At 46.2% G+C, this 23,304-nt stretch carries 28 protein-coding genes; 1 reads left to right on the top strand and 27 read right to left on the bottom strand.

What is annotated here, in order from left to right; all coding sequences use genetic code 11:
* Nucleotides 1–173: 173 nt before the first annotated feature.
* From GJU41_RS12115 to GJU41_RS12100, 4 genes are read right to left on the bottom strand one after another with little or no spacing between them, the layout of a single operon-like run.
* Complete coding sequence (locus GJU41_RS12115; RefSeq protein WP_154318732.1) at nt 174–497, bottom strand: YolD-like family protein; 324 nt, start codon at nt 495–497, stop codon at nt 174–176.
* A gap of 60 nt (nt 498–557) precedes the next feature.
* Nucleotides 558–980 (bottom strand): TrbC/VirB2 family protein, encoded by a 423-nt coding sequence (locus GJU41_RS12110; RefSeq protein WP_154318731.1) that lies wholly within the window; start codon nt 978–980, stop codon nt 558–560.
* A 41-nt stretch (nt 981–1,021) separates the two neighbouring features.
* The gene (locus tag GJU41_RS12105) at nt 1,022–1,624 is read right to left on the bottom strand and encodes a replication-relaxation family protein (protein ID WP_154318730.1); all 603 of its coding nucleotides are present in this window, start codon (nt 1,622–1,624) and stop codon (nt 1,022–1,024) included.
* Nucleotides 1,560–2,900, bottom strand: a complete 1,341-nt coding sequence (locus GJU41_RS12100) for an FtsK/SpoIIIE domain-containing protein (protein WP_224771403.1) — start codon at nt 2,898–2,900, stop codon at nt 1,560–1,562. The genes GJU41_RS12105 and GJU41_RS12100 overlap by 65 nt, the downstream gene beginning before the upstream one ends.
* A 290-nt stretch (nt 2,901–3,190) precedes the next feature.
* Here GJU41_RS12100 and GJU41_RS25220 point away from each other — a divergent pair, with 290 nt between their 5' ends.
* On the top strand, nt 3,191–3,421 hold the full coding sequence (locus GJU41_RS25220) for a helix-turn-helix domain-containing protein (RefSeq protein ID WP_154318728.1): 231 nt from the start codon (nt 3,191–3,193) through the stop codon (nt 3,419–3,421).
* A gap of 58 nt (nt 3,422–3,479) precedes the next feature.
* Here the strand turns inward: GJU41_RS25220 and GJU41_RS12090 are convergent, their stop codons facing one another.
* The 23 genes from GJU41_RS12090 to GJU41_RS11980 all read right to left on the bottom strand — a co-directional run bounded on the left by GJU41_RS12090 (nt 3,480) and on the right by GJU41_RS11980 (nt 23,267).
* Nucleotides 3,480–3,968, bottom strand: coding sequence for a hypothetical protein (locus GJU41_RS12090; RefSeq protein WP_154318727.1), 489 nt, complete (start codon nt 3,966–3,968; stop codon nt 3,480–3,482).
* 129 nt (nt 3,969–4,097) lie between these two features.
* Nucleotides 4,098–4,319, bottom strand: coding sequence for a phage holin (locus tag GJU41_RS12085; protein ID WP_154318726.1), 222 nt, complete (start codon nt 4,317–4,319; stop codon nt 4,098–4,100).
* Complete coding sequence (locus GJU41_RS12080; RefSeq protein WP_154318725.1) at nt 4,316–5,353, bottom strand: peptidoglycan recognition protein family protein; 1,038 nt, start codon at nt 5,351–5,353, stop codon at nt 4,316–4,318. Before GJU41_RS12080 ends, GJU41_RS12085 begins: the two co-directional genes overlap by 4 nt.
* Before the next feature lie 91 nt (nt 5,354–5,444).
* Nucleotides 5,445–5,744: a hypothetical protein gene (locus GJU41_RS12075; protein WP_154318724.1), complete on the bottom strand. Its 300-nt coding sequence runs from the start codon at nt 5,742–5,744 to the stop codon at nt 5,445–5,447.
* Between the two features lie 19 nt (nt 5,745–5,763).
* Nucleotides 5,764–6,006 (bottom strand): hypothetical protein, encoded by a 243-nt coding sequence (locus GJU41_RS12070; protein WP_154318723.1) that lies wholly within the window; start codon nt 6,004–6,006, stop codon nt 5,764–5,766.
* A gap of 12 nt (nt 6,007–6,018) precedes the next feature.
* Nucleotides 6,019–8,247: a phage tail protein gene (locus tag GJU41_RS12065; RefSeq protein WP_154318722.1), complete on the bottom strand. Its 2,229-nt coding sequence runs from the start codon at nt 8,245–8,247 to the stop codon at nt 6,019–6,021.
* Between the two features lie 89 nt (nt 8,248–8,336).
* Nucleotides 8,337–10,244, bottom strand: a complete 1,908-nt coding sequence (locus GJU41_RS12060; protein ID WP_154318721.1) for a hypothetical protein — start codon at nt 10,242–10,244, stop codon at nt 8,337–8,339.
* Nucleotides 10,245–10,366: 122 nt separating this feature from the next.
* A complete protein-coding gene (locus GJU41_RS12055; protein ID WP_154318720.1) occupies nt 10,367–10,765 on the bottom strand; it encodes a hypothetical protein in 399 nt (132 codons plus the stop codon).
* 14 nt (nt 10,766–10,779) lie between these two features.
* Nucleotides 10,780–11,607: a phage tail domain-containing protein gene (locus GJU41_RS12050; RefSeq protein WP_154318719.1), complete on the bottom strand. Its 828-nt coding sequence runs from the start codon at nt 11,605–11,607 to the stop codon at nt 10,780–10,782.
* A complete protein-coding gene (locus GJU41_RS12045) occupies nt 11,604–14,294 on the bottom strand; it encodes a phage tail tape measure protein (protein WP_154318718.1) in 2,691 nt (896 codons plus the stop codon). Before GJU41_RS12045 ends, GJU41_RS12050 begins: the two co-directional genes overlap by 4 nt.
* A 32-nt stretch (nt 14,295–14,326) precedes the next feature.
* Complete coding sequence (locus GJU41_RS12040) at nt 14,327–15,826, bottom strand: hypothetical protein (protein WP_154318717.1); 1,500 nt, start codon at nt 15,824–15,826, stop codon at nt 14,327–14,329.
* Between the two features lie 108 nt (nt 15,827–15,934).
* The gene (locus GJU41_RS12035; RefSeq protein ID WP_154318716.1) at nt 15,935–16,135 is read right to left on the bottom strand and encodes a hypothetical protein; all 201 of its coding nucleotides are present in this window, start codon (nt 16,133–16,135) and stop codon (nt 15,935–15,937) included.
* 155 nt (nt 16,136–16,290) lie between these two features.
* A complete protein-coding gene (locus GJU41_RS12030; protein WP_154318715.1) occupies nt 16,291–16,644 on the bottom strand; it encodes a tail assembly chaperone in 354 nt (117 codons plus the stop codon).
* A 79-nt stretch (nt 16,645–16,723) separates the two neighbouring features.
* Nucleotides 16,724–17,134, bottom strand: a complete 411-nt coding sequence (locus tag GJU41_RS12025; RefSeq protein WP_154318714.1) for a phage major tail protein, TP901-1 family — start codon at nt 17,132–17,134, stop codon at nt 16,724–16,726.
* A 14-nt stretch (nt 17,135–17,148) separates the two neighbouring features.
* Nucleotides 17,149–17,607 (bottom strand): hypothetical protein, encoded by a 459-nt coding sequence (locus GJU41_RS12020; protein ID WP_154318713.1) that lies wholly within the window; start codon nt 17,605–17,607, stop codon nt 17,149–17,151.
* Nucleotides 17,608–17,613: 6 nt separating this feature from the next.
* On the bottom strand, nt 17,614–17,973 hold the full coding sequence (locus tag GJU41_RS12015; protein WP_154318712.1) for a hypothetical protein: 360 nt from the start codon (nt 17,971–17,973) through the stop codon (nt 17,614–17,616).
* Nucleotides 17,973–18,386 carry a hypothetical protein gene (locus GJU41_RS12010; RefSeq protein ID WP_154318711.1) on the bottom strand — a complete coding sequence of 138 codons (414 nt, stop codon included), beginning with the start codon at nt 18,384–18,386 and terminating at the stop codon, nt 17,973–17,975. The genes GJU41_RS12015 and GJU41_RS12010 overlap by 1 nt, the downstream gene beginning before the upstream one ends.
* On the bottom strand, nt 18,370–19,203 hold the full coding sequence (locus GJU41_RS12005) for a structural protein (RefSeq protein ID WP_154318710.1): 834 nt from the start codon (nt 19,201–19,203) through the stop codon (nt 18,370–18,372). Before GJU41_RS12005 ends, GJU41_RS12010 begins: the two co-directional genes overlap by 17 nt.
* A complete protein-coding gene (locus GJU41_RS12000) occupies nt 19,200–19,556 on the bottom strand; it encodes a hypothetical protein (protein WP_154318709.1) in 357 nt (118 codons plus the stop codon). Before GJU41_RS12000 ends, GJU41_RS12005 begins: the two co-directional genes overlap by 4 nt.
* A gap of 15 nt (nt 19,557–19,571) precedes the next feature.
* Complete coding sequence (locus GJU41_RS11995) at nt 19,572–19,772, bottom strand: hypothetical protein (RefSeq protein ID WP_154318708.1); 201 nt, start codon at nt 19,770–19,772, stop codon at nt 19,572–19,574.
* Nucleotides 19,773–19,836: 64 nt separating this feature from the next.
* Nucleotides 19,837–20,958, bottom strand: a complete 1,122-nt coding sequence (locus tag GJU41_RS11990; RefSeq protein WP_154318707.1) for an SU10 major capsid protein — start codon at nt 20,956–20,958, stop codon at nt 19,837–19,839.
* Between the two features lie 60 nt (nt 20,959–21,018).
* The gene (locus GJU41_RS11985; protein ID WP_154318706.1) at nt 21,019–21,729 is read right to left on the bottom strand and encodes a phage scaffolding protein; all 711 of its coding nucleotides are present in this window, start codon (nt 21,727–21,729) and stop codon (nt 21,019–21,021) included.
* An 89-nt stretch (nt 21,730–21,818) separates the two neighbouring features.
* Nucleotides 21,819–23,267, bottom strand: coding sequence for a phage portal protein (locus GJU41_RS11980; RefSeq protein ID WP_224771402.1), 1,449 nt, complete (start codon nt 23,265–23,267; stop codon nt 21,819–21,821).
* Between the last annotated feature and the right edge of the window lie 37 nt (nt 23,268–23,304).

Genomic DNA, 23,304 nt, shown 5'->3' with positions numbered 1-23,304 from the left:
TGAAATTGCCAGCCTTCTCATTATAGACGAAGAAAGGAAATTGCGCCTATCCGTTTTTTTTAACAGGTTCATAAAATGATAAAAAGACACCTGAATTGAACAAGTGCCTTTCGCTAATCCCATGTAAACCGTTCTTCCTTCCAAGGATCTCCGTGACAATCATAAAGTAACCGTTACATTATCCCGATAATATCCTCGAAATTCACCCGTACCGCCATCCCGTCCGCATTAATCATCCGTAGCTCTCGCGTCACTGGATCGACGAAATGCACCTCCGCCACTATCGTTTTTCTCCATCCGTTCTGCCAAACGTTAAATGTTAACGCCTCGCCGGCTTCCATTGCGCAGAATATCCGCGCTTCTATTTCCGCGACTACATCGTCGTCAATCTCCGGCTTATCCGAGCGACCGTCCTCTTCGTCAAATTCGCGCAGCCATTTAACGTGCTCCGGCAACATCATCGCTGTCCATTTTATCGTACCTCTGTCGCGTATCATAAGATTACCTCCGCAATCGTTTTCCGTTAGTATAACACGAACGCGCGTTCTTATTCAACGTTAGAATGCTTTCGCAACTTCAACGAGCAGCTTCATGAACATCGGCGCCATCTGTACGATAATATATCCGAACCCTGCCCGCTGAATCATCGTCATTGCGCGGTCTTGATTTCCGATCATCCAAATGATTCCCGCAGATAACATAACGATAAGTGCGACCGGATACGATAGTCCTTGTATTAATCCGATGATAGGCTCGAACGCGTGGACGGTCTTCTGAACGATAACGCCTTCTACCGCGCCAGCACTCGCCATTTGCGGAGTGAACATCGCAGTCACTGTCGACATGGTTGCGGCGATTAGCGCTGCCTTCTGCTGCTTTTCCGTAGATATGACGGCTTTCCGCTTCTGTGCGCCATAGTTGCCCGCCATGAAATCTCTAACGCTGATTACTTCCGTCTTGCTTCTCAATGCGTACGCCATTCTAATCGAACTCCTTTTTTATTCGCTTATTTAATCGAACCTCACACGAAGTCATTCACCGTAAATATCTGCGCATCCATTCCTTCGCAAAGCTTCTGCAGTTGCTTTCTTCGATAATCTGTAACGGTCATCCATACGAAGGCTGGCGCCGTCTTGAACGCTCCAATTTCGATTAGCTTCCGGTACTTCTCAATCTTCGTGCGATTGACCGCCATCTTCTGCGTATGATCGATTTCTACGATATGATAGCGTCCGTCTTTTACGAAAGTGGCATCGGCTTTTATCGATAAGTCCTTGCGCTCCTTTATCGCGAATCGCTGCTCGTTCTTCCAAGTAGGCGGCGCATTGAACGCGATGTATAAAGAATTACGCATGATATAATGGCGCGCCTGCACCGTCTTCGTTCTAATGCGACTGCTTCCGATTCTCTCGCGTCCTTCACGGCTGAGATAATAAACCTTTTCGCCATCACGGAAGCTGTTAACGTAACCTTCGTCTTCTAGCGCCTTCATTATGCGCGAGGTCGTTCGAGAGCTTCCCATTTCGTGTAATACTTGGATTTGCGAGCGCGTCAGATAGTCAAGCGTCTTCAACGATAAGAGTAATCCCTCCGTTAGCTCCTCGCGTTTTATCACTGCTTTCATTTACGTTAGGCTCCTTCCTTGCGCGAATATTTACGTACGGCTCGATGGTCTTCCGGATAAATTCGTTCTCGATGAACGGAGTCTGCACGATTTGCTTTCCGTCGGGTGTCATATAAATTGCGCGTCCTTTTATCTGCGGTAATGATTCCGCACCTTCTTCGTCTAAAACGACAGTACTTGCTATCGCGGTCTGCAGCCGGAAACAAACCTTCGTGTCACTATTCTGCTTGATCTGGCGCGGCAAAGTATCGGCGGTCGGATATTGCGTACAGAAGATAAGCCGGTAGCCAAGTCCGCCACCTATTTGCGTAATCTTAGCGAGGATTGTCTCGCATTCAATCCGCATCTTTCTTTCGTCTGAGTCCGTGATTCCTTTGCTTGCTAATTGCGCCGCTTCATCAACTACGATAAAGTGTCTGCGCGGATCTTTCGCTTCTTTTATATCTTCGAAATTATTGGCGAGATATTCGGCTTGCTTGGCGGTCATCTCTTCGAGTATCGTTCTTAGTGCTTCTAAGGTTTCCGGCACATCTTTCGCAATCGTTTCGACTTGCTTTGCGCCATTATATCGGGCAAACGTTAAGCCGCCTTTGAGGTCGATAAGCGTAAATTTTACGTTAGAGGATTGGCGCGCGATAAGTGTAGTTATAACGTTCTTTAGAAAGACGGACTTACCGTATCGAGTCGCGCCAGCTACGACCATATGGCCGAGTTCAGTGTCATGCGTAACGAATCCCTTCCGCGTTTCTCCTAACGGAATCTGCCACGCCTTGCACCGCTGTAAAGTATCGTCATCGAACGGAACGAACTCGCTTATACCGTTATCATACACGCGAATCTTCAGCATGCCGTCGTACTCCATTTCGATTTCCTTGTGCTGCTTCGCCCGCTTATTAATGACTTTCCGGATTTGTTCGGCAATCTTCTTCGGATGTTGGCGCCAATTTATCGCCTTGAAGTCCGCAAATGAAACGTCGATTACCACCCGCTTAACGTTCAATCCGTCTTGGAAGTTATCTTGCTTCCTTTCGAAATCGGCGAACGATAATCCTAACGGAATTTGATAAACGTACTCCGCGTAATTCTTTCCTTTTGCGCGACGATGAATCCGAATGCTCCGTTTGTTTCCTCCGTCATTTACGACAAGACCGCAGGCGGCCGCTATTTTTTCGATTTTACGATGATCGTCGCTGCCTCCTCCCGACTGATAAAAATACGTTCCCGCGAGTATACCGCTCATAGCAACCGAAGAAACAATTTCGATAATCAAGCGCATCACCTCCACCGTTTAATTACGAAGTATAGTCCCGACTGTTCCGCCACGTTTTAACGCGATTCTAGCGTGATATTAGCGTGTTTGTGCTGGCGGTATACCTGACGTACCCTGCCGATTAATACGCGCTGATTTGCGCCTTAGAATGCGATATGCGACGCGACGATTTATACGTCATTTGTTTCGTATGATATAGCGTATTAGCGACTGCTCGTTCGTTATGACAACAATTTTGCCACCGTTTAAAAAAAGTTATTTCGGGACATGCTGATGCTAAAACGGAGTGATTGGCGATGGGTTTATTCGATGTAAGAAAGCCGAGAAGTAGGTTTGGCGCGTGGTTGGATCGGAAAGGATTAACGCAGAAGGAAGTCGCAAGGAAAGCGAAGATAAGCGAGATGTCATTGACGCGGATGTGTAGCGATAGGGATTATGTACCGAAGATTTCTACGTGGGTTAAAGTGGAGCGCGCATTGAAGTCGATGGGCTATAGCGTTGACCGCGATAAGTTCTTCGATGCCTAAACGAAGAAAAACGCCCCAACCACGAAGGTCAGGGCGCTTATTTGCGGCGTTATTTATTTTACCAGGAAATGCGATGTGTGCCTTTCGCCATTGCTCCGGTTATAATTTCGTTTCCTTGAGGATCTACCGCGGTAAGTAATACGTGGTACTGGTCGTAGACTTCTCCGTAATAATCTTTCGTCGGTCCTTTGCCGTCAAGTCCGATTGTTAGACTCCGTACGAAATCTTCTAGGGATTGCTTGGCGGATTCTTTAGTAGCCGCGTTACCAATAACAACCGCCATACTAATAGTATCGTCTTTTTGTTTAAGCGCAATTTCTTCAACAAACGGGTTATTATTTTTAACGGTTTCGTCTGCCATATCGATAGCAAATTGCGAAATCTCTATTTTATCGCTTTTCGGTTCGGTTTTCGCTTCTTTGGCTGGCTCTTTCTTTTCTTCGGCTACTGGTTTCGGTTTTGCAGGCGATTCACTTCCGGCTTCATTCGAGCACGCACCGAGGACACATAATGATGCCGCTAATAATAACCATCTTAATTTCTTCATATTTTCCGCATTCCTCCTTGTTTACCGTAATTATACATTCCGTCTAAATATTGGCGCAATAACTATTTACGCTAGATATGTATGCGGAGCCTCGCGTTAATATACGCAAAGACTCCGTTAAAAGTTTCGTTATTTTTCTTCGTCGTTAAATCCGGTACCGTTTGAAGGATTCGTAATAATACCCATCGCAACAAGTACGCCAAGAATCGCGTTAACCGCGACCATAATTTCGCTTACCTTCGCATCCTCTAACGTAAATCCGACGAGTGCGCCTACCGCTTGAACCGCGAGTAAGACTGCGCTGACTAATGCGATCCATAATCCGTAATTGCTCCATCTACTATTTTTCATTGTAGCACCTCCGCTAATTTTGCTTTCGTTTTGCTTCCGTAAATTCCGTCAACGTCATACGGTAAACGCACCGATTGGAACCGTCTAAGCGCGTCCTCTGTATCTGCGCCAAAGATTCCGTCTGAACCTTTCGGATCGAATTTCGCTGCTTTAAGCGCAATCTGCAGGAGTTTAACGTCGTTGCCGCGATCGCCTTTGCGTAGGATTCCGCTAGGTAAGGCGTACTTCGGTTTAGCCGGTGCAACGACCGCTTTCTTAATCGGAGCCGCCTTTCTTAGTGCCGCGAACGTCTTTTCGCCAACGATGCCGTCTGCCGCGAGTCCTTGCGCCTTTTGGAACGCTTTGACTGCCGCCTCTGTTCCTCCGCCAAAGATTCCGTCAAGAGCGATATTAAATCCGTGCTTCTTTAATTCCGATTGAACCGCGCGGACAGTTTCCCCTTTGTCGCCTTTGCGGATGAGGCTGACGCTAGGTTTCGGCGCCGGCTTTGGCGCGGCGATGATTTCCGACTTAACTTGTTCCGCCGGAGCTGGCGCGACATTGATTCCGCCTTTGTCTGCGCCGTTGATGACCGCTCTATAGTCGAACGCACAGCAGTCTTTCCATGCATAGCCCGGAAATTCTTGATGCTGACGCGTACGCTTGTAATTCGGCATGTCGCGCTTCAAGCATTCGTGTAGCGCAAATAGCGATGCCTTTTGTTCTGGCGTCGGTTCCTCGCTGCGGAAATCGCCAACTACGCAGATGCCGACCGCAAACTTATTCGAGTTGCCGACATGGTACGATTTGATTCCGAGATTATGATTCCATTCGATTGTGCCGTCTTTCAGAATGACGAAGTGATACGCTACGCCTGGCCATCCGTTCGCTGTAACGTGATAGTTCGCAAACGCCGAGCTGCTTCCGACTTTTGTTAGCGAGTGATGAATCGCAATGTCTGTCTTGCTTCCTGCGCCATGATCCGTGTAACTCCCGCGCGATAACGTCTTTCCGCGAAGGTCTTTCAATTGCGGTAATTTTTCGAAACTTGCCATTGCTTGACCGCTCCCTTTCGTATATGATTTATATAAGGTCGACACCGCTTCAAGTAACGAGCCAACGGAACCTTTAGCGGTGTCGATCGACTTACGTAAAAATAGCGATGCCTATCGTTACCATGAATCCGGTGATTGTTAGGATTGCGCCAATGACTACGTTAAACCGGAATTGATTTCCGGATTTCATCTCCGCAATGTCCGCTTTGTTCTCTTCCGCCATAGATAGCGCCTTGTTCGCTTTTGTATCTACTTCGGCAACCTTTTCGTCCACTTTCTCGACGTCGCGCTTCAATTCCATAAGAAAGTCCAGCTTCGTATTTATCTGCGCTAAATCTACACGCATCTCCGACCATTTATCGTACAATTCTCTTCCGCTTGGTTCCGGCACTCGTTACACCTCCTTGCGATTAAATTCCGTCCGGTAATTCTGACGTTTTGATTTCTTCGAGAATTTCACCGTCTTTTAACGCAAGGTCAGGCTTGAAGTCGTTTATCACAACGCGGAATTTCGTTATATTTTCTAGCGTTTGCCTGTCGCGGATAAAGAAATAGTTGTACTCCGTTTCTGGCACCGGATTAGTTCCTCCGATTCCTGTCGTCACATTTCCTTCGTTGTCCACGTTAACGTAGATAAACATTTTAACTTCCATGACCTACACCTCTTATCCGTATTGCGTAACCCAGTTGATACGGCAGCGTCCCGGGTTAGGCGCATTGTCTGAGCGCATTTTTATATAGAATAGCGACCGCGCATATGTCGGCTTTCCTAAGTCGAGCGTAATTGTGAACGGCTTGGCACCGGTCGCGCTCGTATCTTTCGCGATAGTCGTCGTCTGATAAAATCCGAGTCCGGCGTACGATTCGACCGCCACTCCGACGCCTGCTTCGTTAACGATGGCGTATCCTTCGATGACCAGATAGCGCCCTTCGTGATTCATTTGATAAGCGCCGATAAAGTCGTAGTCAGATTCAGTCGCGCGGAAATATCGAGCAACCTCCGTAATCGTGTCTCCGTAGAATACCGGCGTTGTTTGCTGAACGACGAGGCTGTTGCGGACGATTCCGTCTTGTACCCATATGCGGCCATCGCTGCCTTCTACCGTCAATGCGCCTCCTGCGGAGTAGAGTCCGCTACTGTTCAAGCGCGTAAATTTATTCGGATCGGCTGCGTTAATAGCGATGAGCGCGTTTCCGTCCCAATAAAAAAGATCATCGTTTCCGATAATCTGTACGTTGTTCGTTTTAATTTGCCCGGCGGTAAGCAGATTCGTCGTAACGCCATCAGCCGTGATTGCATTCGCGAACGTGACTCCGCCATCTGTTGTAACGCCAAGTCCTGCCGAACGTAACGCAACGAATCGCAAAGGATCGTTAGGGTCGACCGCAACGATACCCATGCCGGCCGGATATTGCAGCTCGGTTAGCGAATTGTTTAGCGCCTCGGTCGCCCGCTTGACCGCTTCGCTGTATACATTTTCGCGTAGCTTTCCGGATGCCTCGTCGTAAATCTTATCGAGCAGCGCTTTGTTGTAATTATTGATTGCGCCGGCGAACGTCTTTAGCGCGTTAGATAGAACGACCTTCGGCGCCTTCTTGCTTTCCGGATATTCCTCGATTTCCATTACGCGCAAGTCTACGTCGATGCCTAACGGCTCGTATATCGTCGGAATGATGTCGCCAAGATTTACGTAAGGCAATTGCGTCGCTTCAATCTCGAACGTCATCTCCGGTTTTTCTTGAATCAGCGTTTTAATCTTCCGCAGCAATGTCGTGTAATTCGTAATCGAGTCCGACTGATATGGCGGAGCATGCTTGATTCGCGGATACTTGCCGGCATCAGGCGAAGTATATTCGGCAACTGTCGCATAAAACTCATCGCCTACACGAGGACGAAATAGTTCGAGCGTCTTGTATTCCGGACCATAATGAATCCATCCGCGAGCAGTTCCGCTGTGAGGCTTATGATTCGGATCGGCGCCTTTGAACGTTGCAACTAGCGTATGGTTTCCGTCAGGCAAGTCGCGGAACAAGTCGATAACCTTCCGCCCTTCCGTCTTCGCCCACGTGCTGACGTTCTTGCGCTTGCTTCCGTCGATTACGACTTCCCATACGCCGCCATCTCGGTCGGACCAATGCCGCATCTGTACGCCTGTTCCGGTAAAGCTCGCGGAAAAGGTAGCGCCTACTTGCGTCGTATAATGGATAGGATCCGAAGTGTCCGCCCATGTGCCGGTCTTACTTTCGTAGTTCTTTGATTCGAAAAGGATATCCGCCTGTTCGATTTTCTTTCCGTAGCCTTTGATATACGTCGATAAGTTCAAAGTGTTTACCGACTTGCTGAACGTTTTGACGTTATGACCGAATCGGAATTGATAGTCCGCTGTCGAGCCGATTTTCTTGCGTAGCCTGACGTCATTTCCAACGAGCTCATATTCCGCCTGGAAACGTTCGAGCGCGTTCGTAAACAAAGCGAGCGCATTGTCATTTCCGAACCCTTCGAACTCTTCGTTATCGAACGAGTCAATGACGCTGAATGTGTACGGAGTGTCGGCGAACACAAACGACATGATTTGCGCGATTGTCTTCGTACCTTTCGTTAGTTCGGCGTATTTGTATTCGTCGATTAGGTCGAAGAAAGTGTGCGGCGCATTGACGACTTTGTACGGCGTTCCGTTGATTGCGCGTTCCTCAATCGCCTTGACGCGGTAAGTAATGCCGTCGTATTCGACTAGCGCTTCCTCTTCGATCAGACCGAATGAATGAGCGTTGTTTGACGTTTTAGGGATTGCGACTGTTAGCGTATGTTCTCCGTTGATTTGGCGCTTTATTGTCATGCCGGTGTAGTCCGTTATGGCTTCGACTGTGCCTGCGAGGTTAGTAACGGTTACCATTGCGTTGATGGCGATTCACCTCCGTTTTGTATCGTAAAAAAGACGCCGTTTGACGGGCGTCCGAAGTTGCGCTATAGAATTCCGTTAGTTTAAGTTACAAGCGTTGATGGATTAGTATAAGTGTCAGTCGTGAACTTCGATGGAGCAAAGTCACGTTTGAAGATTCGCGATACCAAGTCATAACTTCTACCTGACGCCGTTAAATCTTCAATGTAGGCACCGTAAAGAATCCACGATAATCCAGAACTTACATTGTCTGCATTCGGTCCCGTTCCGAATCTTACTAAGTTTATATCTGTCCCAACGCTAGGCAATTTGGAGACAGATCCATCAACTATAAACGGTGTGTTTAAAGGTGCTGGCGTCGCTGTTTCTGTAAAGAATGTTCGATGAGCTGACGGCACAATAGAAACTTTGTTATTTGTGACAGGTCGGATGTTCAAACTATCACTTTTCGACGTTCCCCACATACCGAACATTTTGTGTGCTGCTGAGACAGGAACAGAAAATGTTGATTGCCGAGTTACTACTGCCGATAACGCAATGAAGTATGAATTATTCGGGTTTGCTGCCATATAGTCTCTGATAGCTTGCGAATCAAGTCCTAAAGTTCTTCCTAAGTTTGCTGATGTCTGACTAACAGCAACATGTAAACCTCCAAGTGACGTTCTTTCAGCAACTCCATCCGCACTTGTCAGTGAGTTTACAACGGCAAGTGTAGAACCATCAACCAAGTTAGGAACTGTACTGTTTGGAACACCCGCAGTCCATTTAGGTGCATCTACCAAAAGAAGAGAACCTTGCGTTAACAATTGGAAGCTGCTCGAAATCGGAATTTCGTTGACTGTAGGTAAGGTTGGAGAAGCAACAACATTTTCAGATATGTCTGTCTTGATTACCATCTGATCTCCGTAGTAATCTTCATAAGTATCAGTAGCATATCTCCAATACTCAATACCAGTGAAAAGACCAGTTCCTTCTGCACCCCAAGGGATTTGTGGTCTTCCTAGTTTTCCATCAGAGCTTAATTTAATCGTTTCAGATAATCCCCAAACGCCGTTGACTTTCTTCCAGTTCTCCATACTCCATACGCCTGATGATTCTCTAGCTAACCACACGCTGTCATCATTCCCACCGAATACCACACCACCAACATACGAAGACTGATAATATCCGACTGGAATTCCTGAGTGCGTAATAGGCTCCCAATCCCAAGTTGCAGAGTTTTTGAAACGATAAACACCGTAAGTTCCACCAAGCTGCGGATTGGTTTTATCGAATTTCATGGCCGCAATAGAACCATTTCTACCAACATCGAAGGTTCTTAACGTTTCTGGATCAGTAACTTTCCCAACTAAAGTCGGTTTGTTAGATCCGATTACAGCAGTTCCATTCCATAAGTTTTCAATCGGCGTTCCGAGACTAGAATCATAAACATCTCCACTCACTGTATCGATCTCGAAATATCTAATTTCGTTATCAACTGATGAAATCGGATGGTTAGTAATGGCGTATTTAATTCTGTGTCCGACTTGCTTGAATGTACAATAAGAAAACGCATGAAACCTTCTCGCAGGGCTCCATGTTTTACCCCAATCGAAAGAAATCCGCACATACCATCCGTCACTACATCTAGTTAAAAGAGCAAGATAACTGTCTGTCGGTCTTCTGATTAAGTGCGCATATGTGCAAGCGTTAGGAAATGATAATTGTACTTCTGTAGCAGCTTCAAGAGATTTTAAGTTGTGAGGATAACTGCCGATTCTAATTCGTACAAACGACTCTTTTGCGTGTCTGACGATAGCGACAATGGGATTTTTATCATCTTCAAACAAGAACGCAGGAACATTATGGTCATCCTTTTCGTACTTGCCGAGATCAACTGTTTCTGTTGAACGTCTCCGTAAATCGAATTTTGTAATTTGCATCATACCTTCTCGATTTACTCCACCCTGATAGAAGCAGCCTCTTAAATCGTTATAAAGGGAACGGGGCAAGCACCACCAAGAGTTTACAAAGTCTGATTTATTTCCGTCTGAGGCATTTCTTAATTGATTACTAATTTCATCGCTGATATCTACTTGAATTATATTTGGATTATTCTCGCTGCCATACCCCATCATGCGTACCTCGTAAGAATATAAGATGTTGAGCCAGTAACAGTTACCGTAGCTCTTGGTGTTCCTCCGATAGCTGCCATGAATGACTTACCTTTTGGAACTTTAATATTAATGCCGTTTACGTTAAAGGTGCCATCATTTGTAGCATCAGAATTATAAATCTCAATAGTGCTGATATTAGCGGCGAAAGTAACTGTTCCGGCGGAGGCATCCGAATTGGTCTTTTGTTCTTGCACTTTACTCCCAGATAGTTTAACTTCTTGCGGCTCTTTGAACGTCACATATTGCGCGCCATCTTTACCCTGCAACGCCTCGTAATCGTCAATCGTCGGATTGAAAACCTGCGGTACTGGATTTTGCCGTTGGTCGCGCTTAATTATCTTATTATTGTACGCCATTATTATCGCCCCTTTTATAATAAGTAAAAGCGGAAGTCAAACGTAATCACGTAAGAGCTCCCGCCTATCACCGTAAAATCGTTCATCCCAGGCGCAATCGTAAAGAACTTCCGGTTAGTCAGCGAAAATATGCTAACGATATCGTTCTTCACGTAGCGCACTCCGTCTAATTTAACGCGAGCAGTAGCGCCAGCACTTGCGCCTGTCGTATACGTCCATACTTCTCCGGTTGTGTTATTCCGGATAGATAATTCCGCAGGAAGTACACCGTCATATTCGACTTTAATGTATTGCCTGCGCGGATCTGTAGCGACGTCTCCTCCGTTAAGGATTTGAAAGTTCGTCGTTCCTGCGCCGTTTATCGTATATTGTGAAATCGGAATCATAGACGTAGCGCTTCCGAAATAATACGTCGGATCGAATCCGTCCTCTAGCGTTGACTTCTCGGACTCCGCGTAAGGACTTGCGCTAATAAACTCGACTTCGAAACGTCCGAACTTGCGCATCTGCTCCATCGAAAATGCTGACGCTACTTTAACGAGCCAACGTTTGCCAGGCTCGCGGTCATCGACGAGATAGAACGCTTCTTTCGACGCAAACATTCGGAAGACTTCGTTCCGCAGTAACGGATAGTCCGCTAAGTCTACCGCGTACATCATGAAGGAGCCGCGCATAGACCGGCCGTCATACGTCGTACCCATGTCGATAAAGCCGTCAGCTCCGTCGATGATTTCCGTTTCATGGCGCGGAGAAGGGCTGTCAATAACGAAGTCGAGCGTCTTGATGCCGTAATCTGCGAGTGAATACGTTGTGCCGTTTAATCGTGTTACCGTTAAATTCATCGTAATTTTACGCCTCCTACCCGCGCCTGATTTCCGAATTGTCGTTCTAGTCCGCGCGATACGAAGTCGAGCATTCCTTGCGCGTCGTCTGCCGAACCGCTTCCGCTATAGTTCAGCGTTACGTTTATCGGCGTATTGTTCGTTACGCTAGGTCTTGCGGATGCGTTACGGACGGATTGACCGCCGTTGTAGCCGCTTGACATTGACGGTACCGCTGACGTAGCTAGTTTGCCTGCCGCTGATTGAACGCGTTTCAATTCGCTCATCATACCGACCGCTAACCCTTCCGTCGTATATCCGCCGAGCTCCACCATTACGCGAGATGGCGAATGGATGTTTAGCGCGCCTTTGATCGTCTTCGTGATGCTTCCTGCGATTGATTTCGCTTTCTGCATGAGCGAGCCGGCCATCGAAGTCATACCGTTCATCAAACCTTTGATGATGTTGTAACCGATAGAGAATAAGTCGATGCTGGCGAAGTACGATTTAATCGAACCCCACATCGAAGTTATCGTCGACTTAATCGCGCTCATTGCCGAGCTGACCGCCGAACGCATTCCCGAAAATCCACTCGTTAATATCGTCCTTAATGCGCCGACTACCGTAGAGAATATCGACCTGATTAAGCTCCACGCGGAACTGATAACGCCTGTAACTCCGCTCATTGACGCTTGAATGATGGATTTAATCGCGTTAAATACCGTTGTGACTAGCGACTTGATTGCGTTAAGTCCTGCCGTAAATATCGCCTTAATTCCGGTCCATAGCGCTTTGAATAGTCCGCCTGCTAATGCGCCGAACGACTTGATTGCTCCAAGGATTTTCCCCATCATAATTAGCGATATTAAATTCCATACGAATTCAAGCGCGCCTTTGATAATTTGCTTTGTCGCATCCCACATCGCTGACCAGTCGCCAGTGAATAACGCAGCGAAGAATTTAATTGCGCCGAGGATTACGTTAAGGGCTCCGCTGATTACGCCTTTAATCGCGTCCCAAGTGCTGACGATGAGAAACTTAACCGCCGGCCATATGAACTGCATGACCGCCCAAATGACGTCTAGCGCAACGGTAATAATCGTCTTGATGATGTTAAACACATTCCGTGTCGCTTCCATAATCATCGCGCCGTTCTCCGCCCAAAACGCTTTAATCTGCGCCAGCTTTTCGCCAATGAACGCGGTAACTGCCGTCATGACTTGCGATGCAATCTGCTGAATAAATACTAGCGCTATATTCCAAGCGTTCTTTATCGCCGCCCATGCCGCATCTACTTCTACGCGGAACCAATCGACTTTCTGATACGCGGTAACTAGAGCTACTCCGATTAATGCGAGTGCCGCAATTATGCCGACGACTGCCGCTATGATTGGCGCTGCCGCCGCCGCAGCTGCCGCCATTGGTGCCGCTAATAAACCGAACGCTGAGACTGTCGCCATGATGCCGGGCATGATTAAGATGAGCGCTCCAGCGATAAGCATGAATACCGCAGCGATTGCCGCTCCGACTGCGATTGTTCCTTGTATTGACGCAGGTAATTGCGTAAATTTACTTACGACTGCCGTTATTGATTTCGTTATACTCGTTAGCGCAGGTAAAAATACGCTACCTAGCGCGATAGCTGCGCCTTCGAGTGCGCTCTTTAATATCGTGAGGGATCCTTTGAAGTTATTTAAGCGCTCGGCTGCGACTTCTGCCGCTGTAACTTTCGACATTGCTGCAGTCATTTCTTCGATACCTTTGGCGCCTTCTTTCGAAAGGATTAAGCCCGCGCGGATTGCGTCGGAACCGAACATCGTGTAAAGCGCCGATTGTTTCTGTTGCGCCGTCAAACCTTTTAACGCCTCTTGAAGTACGCCAGCGATGTCTGCCATAGAGCGCACGTTACCTTCCGCATCGAAGAATTTATTCGAGCCGTCCTCCGTTATAATACCTAGGTCTTTCATCTGTCCATACGCTTTTTCAGTCATCGGATTCAAACGTGAAAGTGCTGTTTTGAGCGATGTTCCTGCGTCGCTTCCTTTTAGTCCATTATTCGCAAGTACCGCAAGCGCTGCGTTGGTATCTTCGAAAGTTAATCCGAGTCCAGACGCGACTGCTGAAACCATCGAAAGTGAATAACGTAATTCATGTACGCTCGTGGCGGATGAATTTGCCGCTCCACTTAAAATATTTGCTGCGTCAGTTACGGTGAGATTGTCATTTTTGAATGCATTAAGTGCCGTCGAAGAAATTTCAGCCGCTTCAGCCAGTTCGAGCTCCCCAGCTACAGCAAGATCGAGCGCGCCTTTTAAACCGCCTCCAATTATATCCGAGGTTTTAACGCCCGCCTTCATCAGCTCCTCGATCCCTTTTGCGGCTTCATTGGCGCTGAAAGACGTCGTCGCTCCCATCTCTTTCGCGAGCGCCGTTAACTTCGACATCTCTTCGCCCGATGCTCCGGAAACTGCGGAAACTGAACTCATGGCATGCTCGAATTTAGCGGCTTTATCTACCGCAAAAACTAAGCCGGCTCCTACCGCTATTCCCATCGCTCCGAGTGCTTTTCCGACTGCGCCTGATGCAGCTTGAAGGCGATTCATTCCGTTTTCCGCGTTGTTAAGTTGATTGTCTAGTTGCCCCATGACGGAGCTGAAATTGTCGATTGCCCTCAGGTCTATCTTTATGTTATGGTTGTTTCCCGCCATTTTATCACCGCCTTTATGGCATAATAAAAAGCCTAGCTAGCGCCAGACTCTAATTCAGATAACTTCTCTTTTAAATTCTCTACGCACTCAATTAAATCTGTTCTTTCTCTCGATTTTAACGCATCGAAAAAATCTTCTACCGGAATAAATGTAACAAAATCATTACCTTTAATCTCATTTCCGCGTAGATAAAATATAATCAACTTATCGCAAATTTCGTTATATTTTCGTAAAGTTCCGTCTGAAAGCGCCGTCCAAGACGATAACTTCGCATCCATTACAGTACTTTCGTTCAGACTGAAGTCAGGTCGATATTGTCCCCTATATGTTTCATATTTAAAATTTAAACCGATTGCTTCAAGTATTTCTCGCATAATCTTTTGAAAATGGTAGCCCATCTTTGTTTTATCCATATCGTTGGTATTAGTTAATGTGAAAACACCCGCGTCTTTTAACAGACCGTCCCATTTTCTGTAGTACATTATATACGAAGATGCTAAAGCGCTATCTATGGAGAAAATTGAAGATTGGGAGATGTTATATCCTTGTTCGCTGTACCCCTGAATGCGGGCTATCATCTTCCTTTTAGTCCAACTGATATTTATACGTTCGTCATCTGGAGAAAGTCCAGCACTCTCTAGGGCTTCATCCCAAGATCCGAATCTCCTACTTGCTGCTAAATATATACTGTTAGGAACATGTGCATGGCTTAGTATTGTTCCGCTGTTCTTTAGAAGGAGGATTTCTTCTAATATCTGTTCATCGTCTCTCCATTGTGTTTTCACCTCATCGGTAGACAGTCCGAAGTGTTTTAGCATATTAAACCAACCATTATACTTACGATGAGATATGCCAACTAGTTTTTTGTACTTTGCGCGGAAAACTTTTTGAGATAAGGTTCCTTCTCTTTCGTAAGCTTCTAGCAACTTTTCTTTAATCTCTTGCTCGCTCCAAATGGATTTCTTTCTTTGAATCTCGTTCGGATTAAATCCAGCTGCAGTCAAAGCGTTTTGATAAGAACCAAATAGTTTCTTTGCCATAACCGGGATGCTGGTTTTGTTTATCTCAGCCAGGAATGTAGTACTTAGATCTTCATGCTCTTCGTAAGTCCTTTTTAACTCGCTTATCATTACTTCTTTACTCCACTTAGTAAATTTATTGTAATGATCGGGGTTGTATCCAGCGGCGGAAATAGCTTCATCCCAACTTCCGTAAATACGTCTTCCGGCGTTATACAATCCTGGGTACTTCTTCTGGAGGTTTTTTATTTCGAAAATCTCACCACTGCCATATATCCTTTTTATTTCATTACTTACACGGTATTCAGTCCACTTCTTCCTTTTTAAGAAGTCTTCATGGTTAAACCCAGCAGTTTTTACAGCATCTTCCCATGTTCCAAATATTCTTAACCCAGCCCGATAAAGATTTTTCTCTTCTTTAGAAATATTGCCTATATTACGAATTTTCTCAGTGCCATAAATATCTTTAATCTTCGAAATTACACTTTCCTCTGTCCAATTAAACTCTACCATTTCTCCCGCCCCTTCCTTCGCAAACCCTTCGCAATATTACCCGTTACAATTTGCGGACATAATCCGCGCTCATATGATAATACCCGCGAGATTTAGGCTTCGCGCAGTCTAGGACGAAATATATTCGGAGCCTCCGAGCTCATCTTCGAGAAACGATAACTCGCTCCGTTTTTCATCCGGCGTCACTTTACGTTTCTCTTTCACAGTCCCGCCTTTATTCGCTTCCTTGCCGAGAATATCGTCGATGGAAACGCGTCCTTTTTTCGCTTTTGCGCGAACGTGCATCATAACGAGGTCAGCGTTTTCCATGCGCTTTGTCTCTCTTCGTATTTCAGCGCCGCCAAGTAAATTCGAATACTCGCGCATGGTGAGGTCGTAAAGTTGTTCCGGAAAAATGTTTAAGTATGCGAATGCCTCCGACTCTATCCGATCCCAATCGTAGGAACCTTCGTCATCGGCTTCCGTTAGTTTTTTGCTTCTTGCTCCGATTGTTCTTCGTCGGATTTAGCTGCGGAGTTTTTCATGATCGAGCTGCTGTCGATAACTTCGCTAAGTTTCTCCGAAAGTTCTTCTAGCGTGATTTCTTCTTTGTCTAGTGCGATGTCGAGTAAGTCTTCGACCTTTTCCATCGTTAAAGATTTGTTGCTTGATTTCATGCACGCGTAATAGAATGCGATAAGTGTTTCGAGGGATTCGAGCGAATCTTTATCTTTGAAGATTTTTCCGATTGGCTTTTTATAATGGGCTTCGAGCGTGCGCATGGATTTTAAAGAGAATCGCATTTCGTACGTTTTCCCGCCTAAAGTTAATTCGACCATTTAATAGCCTCCTAGTTTATAGGCGAGCCGAAACCCGCCTGTTTGTTAAGTTGTTTGATTTGCGCTAATAAAGAACGTTTTAGGGAGTCACCGTTTTTGTATAAGCGCCTTTACCGTTTAACGTCAATGAATAAGTAGCGCTATCGTCGTATGGAGCTTCAACGCTGAAATCCGAAATAATAGCTGACCCTTCGTAGTTGTTCCCCGCTTGTGTTTGGAAACGCACCTTCACGTATTCCGCGCCTTCAAACGCTGCCTCTAACGCTAGGAATCCCGCGTCATCTTCGACAAGTAATCCGTCAGCTTCGATAGACCAAGAAGCGTTACCGTATTCTTCGTCATTCCAGCCCATATTGTCTTTCGATGTAACGTCAATCGTGTCGTACTCGCGTGTTAGTGTTCCGCCTTTTTGTCCGGCGACCTTCGTCCACGTTGGCACTGCGTCAGTACCTGTGTTTACGAATAGTAAAAAGTTAACTCCTTTTGCCATGTGTACCCATCCCCTTATTGTTCAAATTTGTCGCTGCCATTCCGGTATTGCGTTATGATCTCAACATCGAAATAAACGCGATGCTTATCCGTCTCGTTCGCCATCTCATCGACCGGCATCGGTACGACCGCTGTAATATCGCAATAAAAATAGCCCGCGCTCACTGGAGCCGGACCATTCGTATTTAATAGCTGTATATTCGGTTGCATAAGCGCCATCCTGACCGCCTCAGTTAAGCGCGAGCGCTCGCTGATTGAATTCGTTCGCAATCCGATTTGAAAACGATAAATGACTTCGTAGTACGCCCGCTCTTTCGCGAGAACGTCCATATTCTCCTGCATCTGCTCAACGGTCACATACGGCTTTGTGCGCCCTGTTAGCGTTATCCCATCGTACATCCATACGACATCTTTCAGCGCCGGTACAGTCGCCTTTAAATGCGTTATAACCGAGTATGTTAATGCGTGTAGCATTCGTTATCACCGCCACTCGCGTAATTTTCTATTGATATCATCCCGGAACTTTCCGCGACCATTCCAGACCGCTTTCCGGAAGAATCCTTTTTTCGAAGCATGTTCGTATTCCTGTCTCCGCGTATATTCAACGCCACCGTCTCCTAATTCCCAATGCGCCTCGCCGACTTTATTAACCGACGCCATGATTCCGCCTTTAAGTTTTCCGGTTAAGTGGGGCGCGTTATCATGCGCTTCCTTTGCCATTTCCCTCGCATTTAATTCGGTAAGAGCGTCTATCTCTCGCGCTAATTGTCTTGCGCCAGGACTTCCGAGCGATTCTAAAACCTCTCGCACGCCTTCAACGCGAATTCGTAACTGCGCCATTAAACCACCCGCCTAACTACGCACTCATAACGATTGGTGTCGCCAATTCCTCGACGGTCGACCGTTATTATCTCGAATGTTTCGCCGAGATACTTAACGCGTTCAATTCCGACCATATCTACCGAAGCATCTAGCGTCATCTGTACGTCGTCCTGCTGCAGTTCCACTCCGCCAATAACGCTGCGGTCGCCGTTCGCAACTGACGAATATTCTTTCCATACCGCTAGCACCGTCTCTTCTGCGTACATAGTAGCGCTCATAGCGTAATTGCCTACGTACTCATCCGCAAATTCGCCTGTATACGGATCCTCATCGCCTGGTAACGTGCGCAATAGTACGACGGGGACGGTGCGATTTTCCGTAATCTCTATGCGATTCGCTTTAATAAAATTAATATCATCGTTCGTTAGCATTTCGGAATAGCGCCTCCCTTTCGACTAATTCGTACGTCAATGTCGATGTGCAATTTACATGCGGATTGTATACTTCTGATGCCGACGTCGGATAAACTCCGGTTCCAAGTCCGTAGCTGTCCGCGAGTTCTAATACGGTACATTTATGGTCCGGGCGATTCGCTTTACCGCGATGGATACGTATTCCTTGTACGATGTTGCTTTCGCGCCCATTGAACGCTACCGCCGTTCTCATCGCCGTATTGCCTTCCGTTACAACTAAGCGCCGTATCTTCCACGTTTCGTTATCGTAGACTTGGCGTACTCCTGCGATCATCTTGCTTACGGATTCACCGCGAATGATTCCACTGCGCAACACCTTCGATAATTGGTCGCGTTGTTCACCCGCAAGATTCCATACGCGATCCGATAGCACTAGTCCGTCGTCTGCGAATCTTCGCGTTACATATTCGAGCACATGCCGATTAATACGGTCGAAAGCAATTCCGGAAATGGTTGCCGCTCCTACCGCTTCCACTAACGCACTACTTGCGCCTGCAATGGCGAAGGATGAAGATTCTTCCGCCACTTTCGTAAAGGCGATTTCGCCTGTCTTCCGTACCGACTTTTCGATCGATTCCAAGTCGCGGAGTAGCCGGTTAAGGCGCTGTTTTTTAATCATTCCGTCGTCTCCCGCGTAATCTGCGAGCATGTCGCCAATCTCTAGCCGAACGCGTCCGATTTCCTTTATCGCGAATGACTGCTGCTTGGCGTTTAATCGCTGATAGTCCTGCGCCAATTTCATCATTAGGCGATCGAGTTGTTCTTGCGCCGTCATCGGTCATCCGCTCTTCCTACGTGACTTTGTGTAGCTCCTGACCTGCCTCGTACATGTTTTCGATAGTTTTTACGGGCGTCTTTCGCTAATGCCATATAGTTGCCGAATACTGCCGACTTATCTACGTTCTCTTCTCCGTCACCATACTTAAAGTATCTCGCTGCATCAGCCGCTATGACCTCGCATCCTAGCGCAAAAGCTAAGTAGATTATCGCGTTGTCTGTATTTACATCCGTGCCTTCGATTAGTTCGCTTTCTAGTTGTGCTTCGGTTAGCCAATCGGCAACATCTATGGTTGTAACGCCTGGTACGTTCCGAAAGCGTTTTGTTAATCGCTCACTTAATGTCGCCAATTGGCGTCACCTCCGTTATTTTGATTTAGCGCTCGTCTTCGCGGGTGCTTTTGGTTCTGACTTCGGCTTATCTACTCGTTCGATAAAAGGTGCAAGTGATTCGAGGTATTTAATTTCGAATTCGTCGCTAGTTTCAAAATTACCGGACGAATCGAACTGTACGTGTAACTCAGGTCTTGTTAATTCGTAGTTTGGAAGTGTTTTAAATTTCGCCATGTTCTCGTCCTCCTTTCGTTAATCAAAAAGAAAAGGCGAGCCGTTAAGCCCGCCAATAAGTCAATTAAGATACAGTTTTAGAGATTCCAGAAAGTACCGCCACGGATTCTTTAGCGTTCTTGATTTCGAAGCCCATTTCTCCACGGATTACGCGAGAGAAGTAGTCTCCACCCGGCAATGTAGCGTCTTGATCGTATACAGGAGTTAAGTAGCGAGCCTTAACTTTGTCGATATCAAGTAATAGTGCGCGGTCTTTAGGCATGTTTTGGTCAACTACTACGCTTGAGATTGCACCGCCAGGAAGGTCAGAAACAAAGCTCAAGATTTGGTGACCGATTTGATTTTCTCCACGAGTAGTTTGGATAGTGTTACCGCCAAGCTTAGTGATTTGACGAGCAACGTTAGGTGAGCAAAGAATAGTGTTTACAGATCCTCCGCGTGTGAATACAGCTTCAACTGCATCGTTAAGTCCTTTAGCGTCAATCTCAGCATTAGCGAAAGCTTTATTGAATGATCCTTGCTCTCCTGCGAATGCGAATAATCCGCCAGTTGTACGAGGTTGTGCTGCTGAACCAACGTATTTACGGCCGTAGATTAAAGAGTTGTTCATTTCGCGAATCATTTCTTGTAAGCGTAGGTTAACTTGGTAATCTAACTCATCTTCAACACCGTAAGTATTGATTTGTTGTTGCGTACGAGAAACCGCAGCGTAACGAGAGAAGATTTGTGAGAAGTTGAATGATACTAAACGATCGTTAATTTCGTTTTTACGGAAAGTGTCTTCACCTTCTGGACGTGGACGAGAAATAACTTTCAACTCAGCGTCTACAGCAATTGCTTCCGGAGTAGTGGCGTCATATCCACGAGTTACAGTAAGAACGTCTGTTGCTTCGTTTACTGCAGTTACACGGACTACTTCAAGGCCGTTTTGTACTAATGCGTTAACTGAAAACTTTTGCGCTTCTCCTACCTTTAACGCGATTGAAGTATCCCCAGCTAGAGCTGCTGTTTTTACGATACCTGTGTCGCTATTAAGGTAGTCGTTCTGCCATTCGAACTTAGTTTGAGTTAGTCCGCCCCCCATTCCGATAAGACCGAAAAGAACCGGAGCTTTTTGGAGAATTAAATCCACGTTTGCTTGCATTTGACGTACTTGTTGTTGAAATTCATAAGAATTGGCTACCATTTGTAAATCCCCCTAGTTTTTGTTTGTTTTAAATTAATAAAAGCCGCCTATGGCGACTAATTATTTCTTGTTACGAAGTTCTAAAATTTCGTTATATAGTTTAGTTACTTTTCCTAATAATCTAGGATTCTTTCTTGCTTGCTCCTGGATATCCGCTAACTCTTTTTCTTTTACTGATAACTCGCTAGCACCTGGATTCTTCGGAGGATTGCTTCCACCTGATGCGTCTGCACCGATTGATTGCTTAAACATCCACGGTTTCGCCTCCTTCAATATCTTGACGGCTTCTTCAACGCCATTAACGTTACCGTCGCTATCAATCTCAATCACCGACTTATCAAGTAGTGCTAATACGTCGCTCGGATCGTTAGCATTAAGCGAACGAGCAATACTACGAATCTCAGTGTTGATGATACGTGCGTTTGCTGCCTCGCCTGCTTTTTTAGCTTGTTCCGTAGCTTCTTCCGCTCTCTTAGACGCTTCTTCCTTCTCGGCTTTCAAACGCTCTGCTTCGGACATTTCCGCTTTCTTACGTTCTGCCTCCGCCTTTTCGTATTCTTCTAGGCGCTTTAGCTTTTCGTCTAACTCTGCCGCTTTTTCTTTCTCGCGTTTAAGACGTTTCGCAAGGATATCGTCTAACTCCGCTTGTGTGAACGTTTTTTCTGACGGTTTATTTTCCGGATCCACATCCGTAGGTTTTTTGTTGTCCACGTTAGCTGGCGGTTCTTCTGAAAAGAATTGTAAGTTTAACGGTAAAAGGAATTTATTCATTTCGTTACCTCCGTTTTAGAGCCGTCGCTCATAGTTTACGAATAACAAAAAACCGAAAGTTTATCGACATTCCGTAAGTCAAGACTTTGTTATTCGGTAGTGCTTTCTTCAATATCTTCTTTATACGGGTCTTGCGATTGTCGCATTAGATTACGTTCAGCGAGTATTTCCATTAACTTCGCCTCTGCGTTCTCTTTTCCGCTTCGTGTGATAGCGCCTTTAATCGATTCAATTTCTGTCGCAATCTCTTCGCCTAGTTGCGTTACTAATGCCGCTTGATCCTGCGGAAGTGGAAGTCCGAATACGATTTCGCTGTCGTAGTACTCGTCGACTTGCGCTAGCCATTCTTTATCGTACTTGAATCTCGGATGGTCTTGGCGTGCCTTCATATAACGCAAGATATACTCGTTAAGCGTTTGTAGCCTCGCCTGCCATATAATCCACGAGCGCTGCGTTTTCGAAATAATCGCGGAATATAACTGTTTAAGTGCCATGTCGTTTATGCCTCCGGTATTCATATCGGCGGTGTTTACGACAGGTACTTCGCTGATTTCATGTAAGGCTTCGTACATGCGGTCTAAGTATCCTTCGATAGCTTCTTTAAACTTAAATCCGGATTCTAACTTTTTCGCTTCTGGTACTCCACTTTCGTTATCCCCTTCTCCGAGATTCCATTTTGCGGATGGGCTGATTTTTAAAGGGTTTTTAGGGTCTTCATCTACGTTAGTTAGGAGAGTAATCGCAAACATCTCGAAGCGAAGCGCGTCCGAATAATCACTTAGTTTCTTATCGATTTCTTCGGCTATCATAACTAACTTTTCTAAGTCGGACTGTCCTTCGAGAGCACCCGTTAATTTTTCAGTAGGCACATGAACTACAGGGATGAAATCCAGTCCCATTGATTTCCGTTTAACACGCTCTTCTGTTTGCGCTAATGTATTGTCATACACCGCTTCCTCGATTTCGCAGTCATACATGCCTGCTAATTCATCCCAAACAAGGTAATAAGAAAGCTTCCATAATCTCGTCGCTTCCTCGTCTAAGTACGCCATAAAGTGAACTTCTTCTAGCTCATCAACATCCCACTCGTTATAAATCGCAACTACTTCGGTAGATGGGTGCCATATGATTTTGAGTCCTCCGCGACGGGTATCGTAATGTAGGCGAGCGTACACGCCAGTCTTCGATATTGAACGGTCTTTAGCCGCAGCCAATAACTTTTCGTGCATCCGGTTGTCGTCCCAAACCCACGTTAACAAGCGCTCTTTTGCTTTAGCGCGACTATTCTCGACTTGTTGCTCCGTACTAGGCATATACCCCGGCATAACCATTAACGCAGGGTCATCAAGTACATCCGGCGGAACTGTTACCTTCGGTTCTTTTTCGAATTGCCATGTCGCAATCGTATCGATAATTTTACGCGTATAATTCATAGATAATTTCGTAGGTTCGTAGTCAAGTCCGGCAGGCTTATCGTAGTCAGTCCACGCGTTTAATTCGCCGTAGTAGCGATCGTACAGATTAGATTCTTTTACCATACGGTCGAACTCTTTTTGTCCAAGCGCTTCCCTCATC

The organism is Metabacillus idriensis (genome assembly GCF_009674765.1).
Lineage (GTDB): Bacteria > Bacillota > Bacilli > Bacillales > Bacillaceae > Bacillus_P > Bacillus_P idriensis.
The sequence above is the reverse complement of the archived record's forward strand: the minus strand, read 5'-3'. Positions and strand labels throughout refer to the sequence as shown.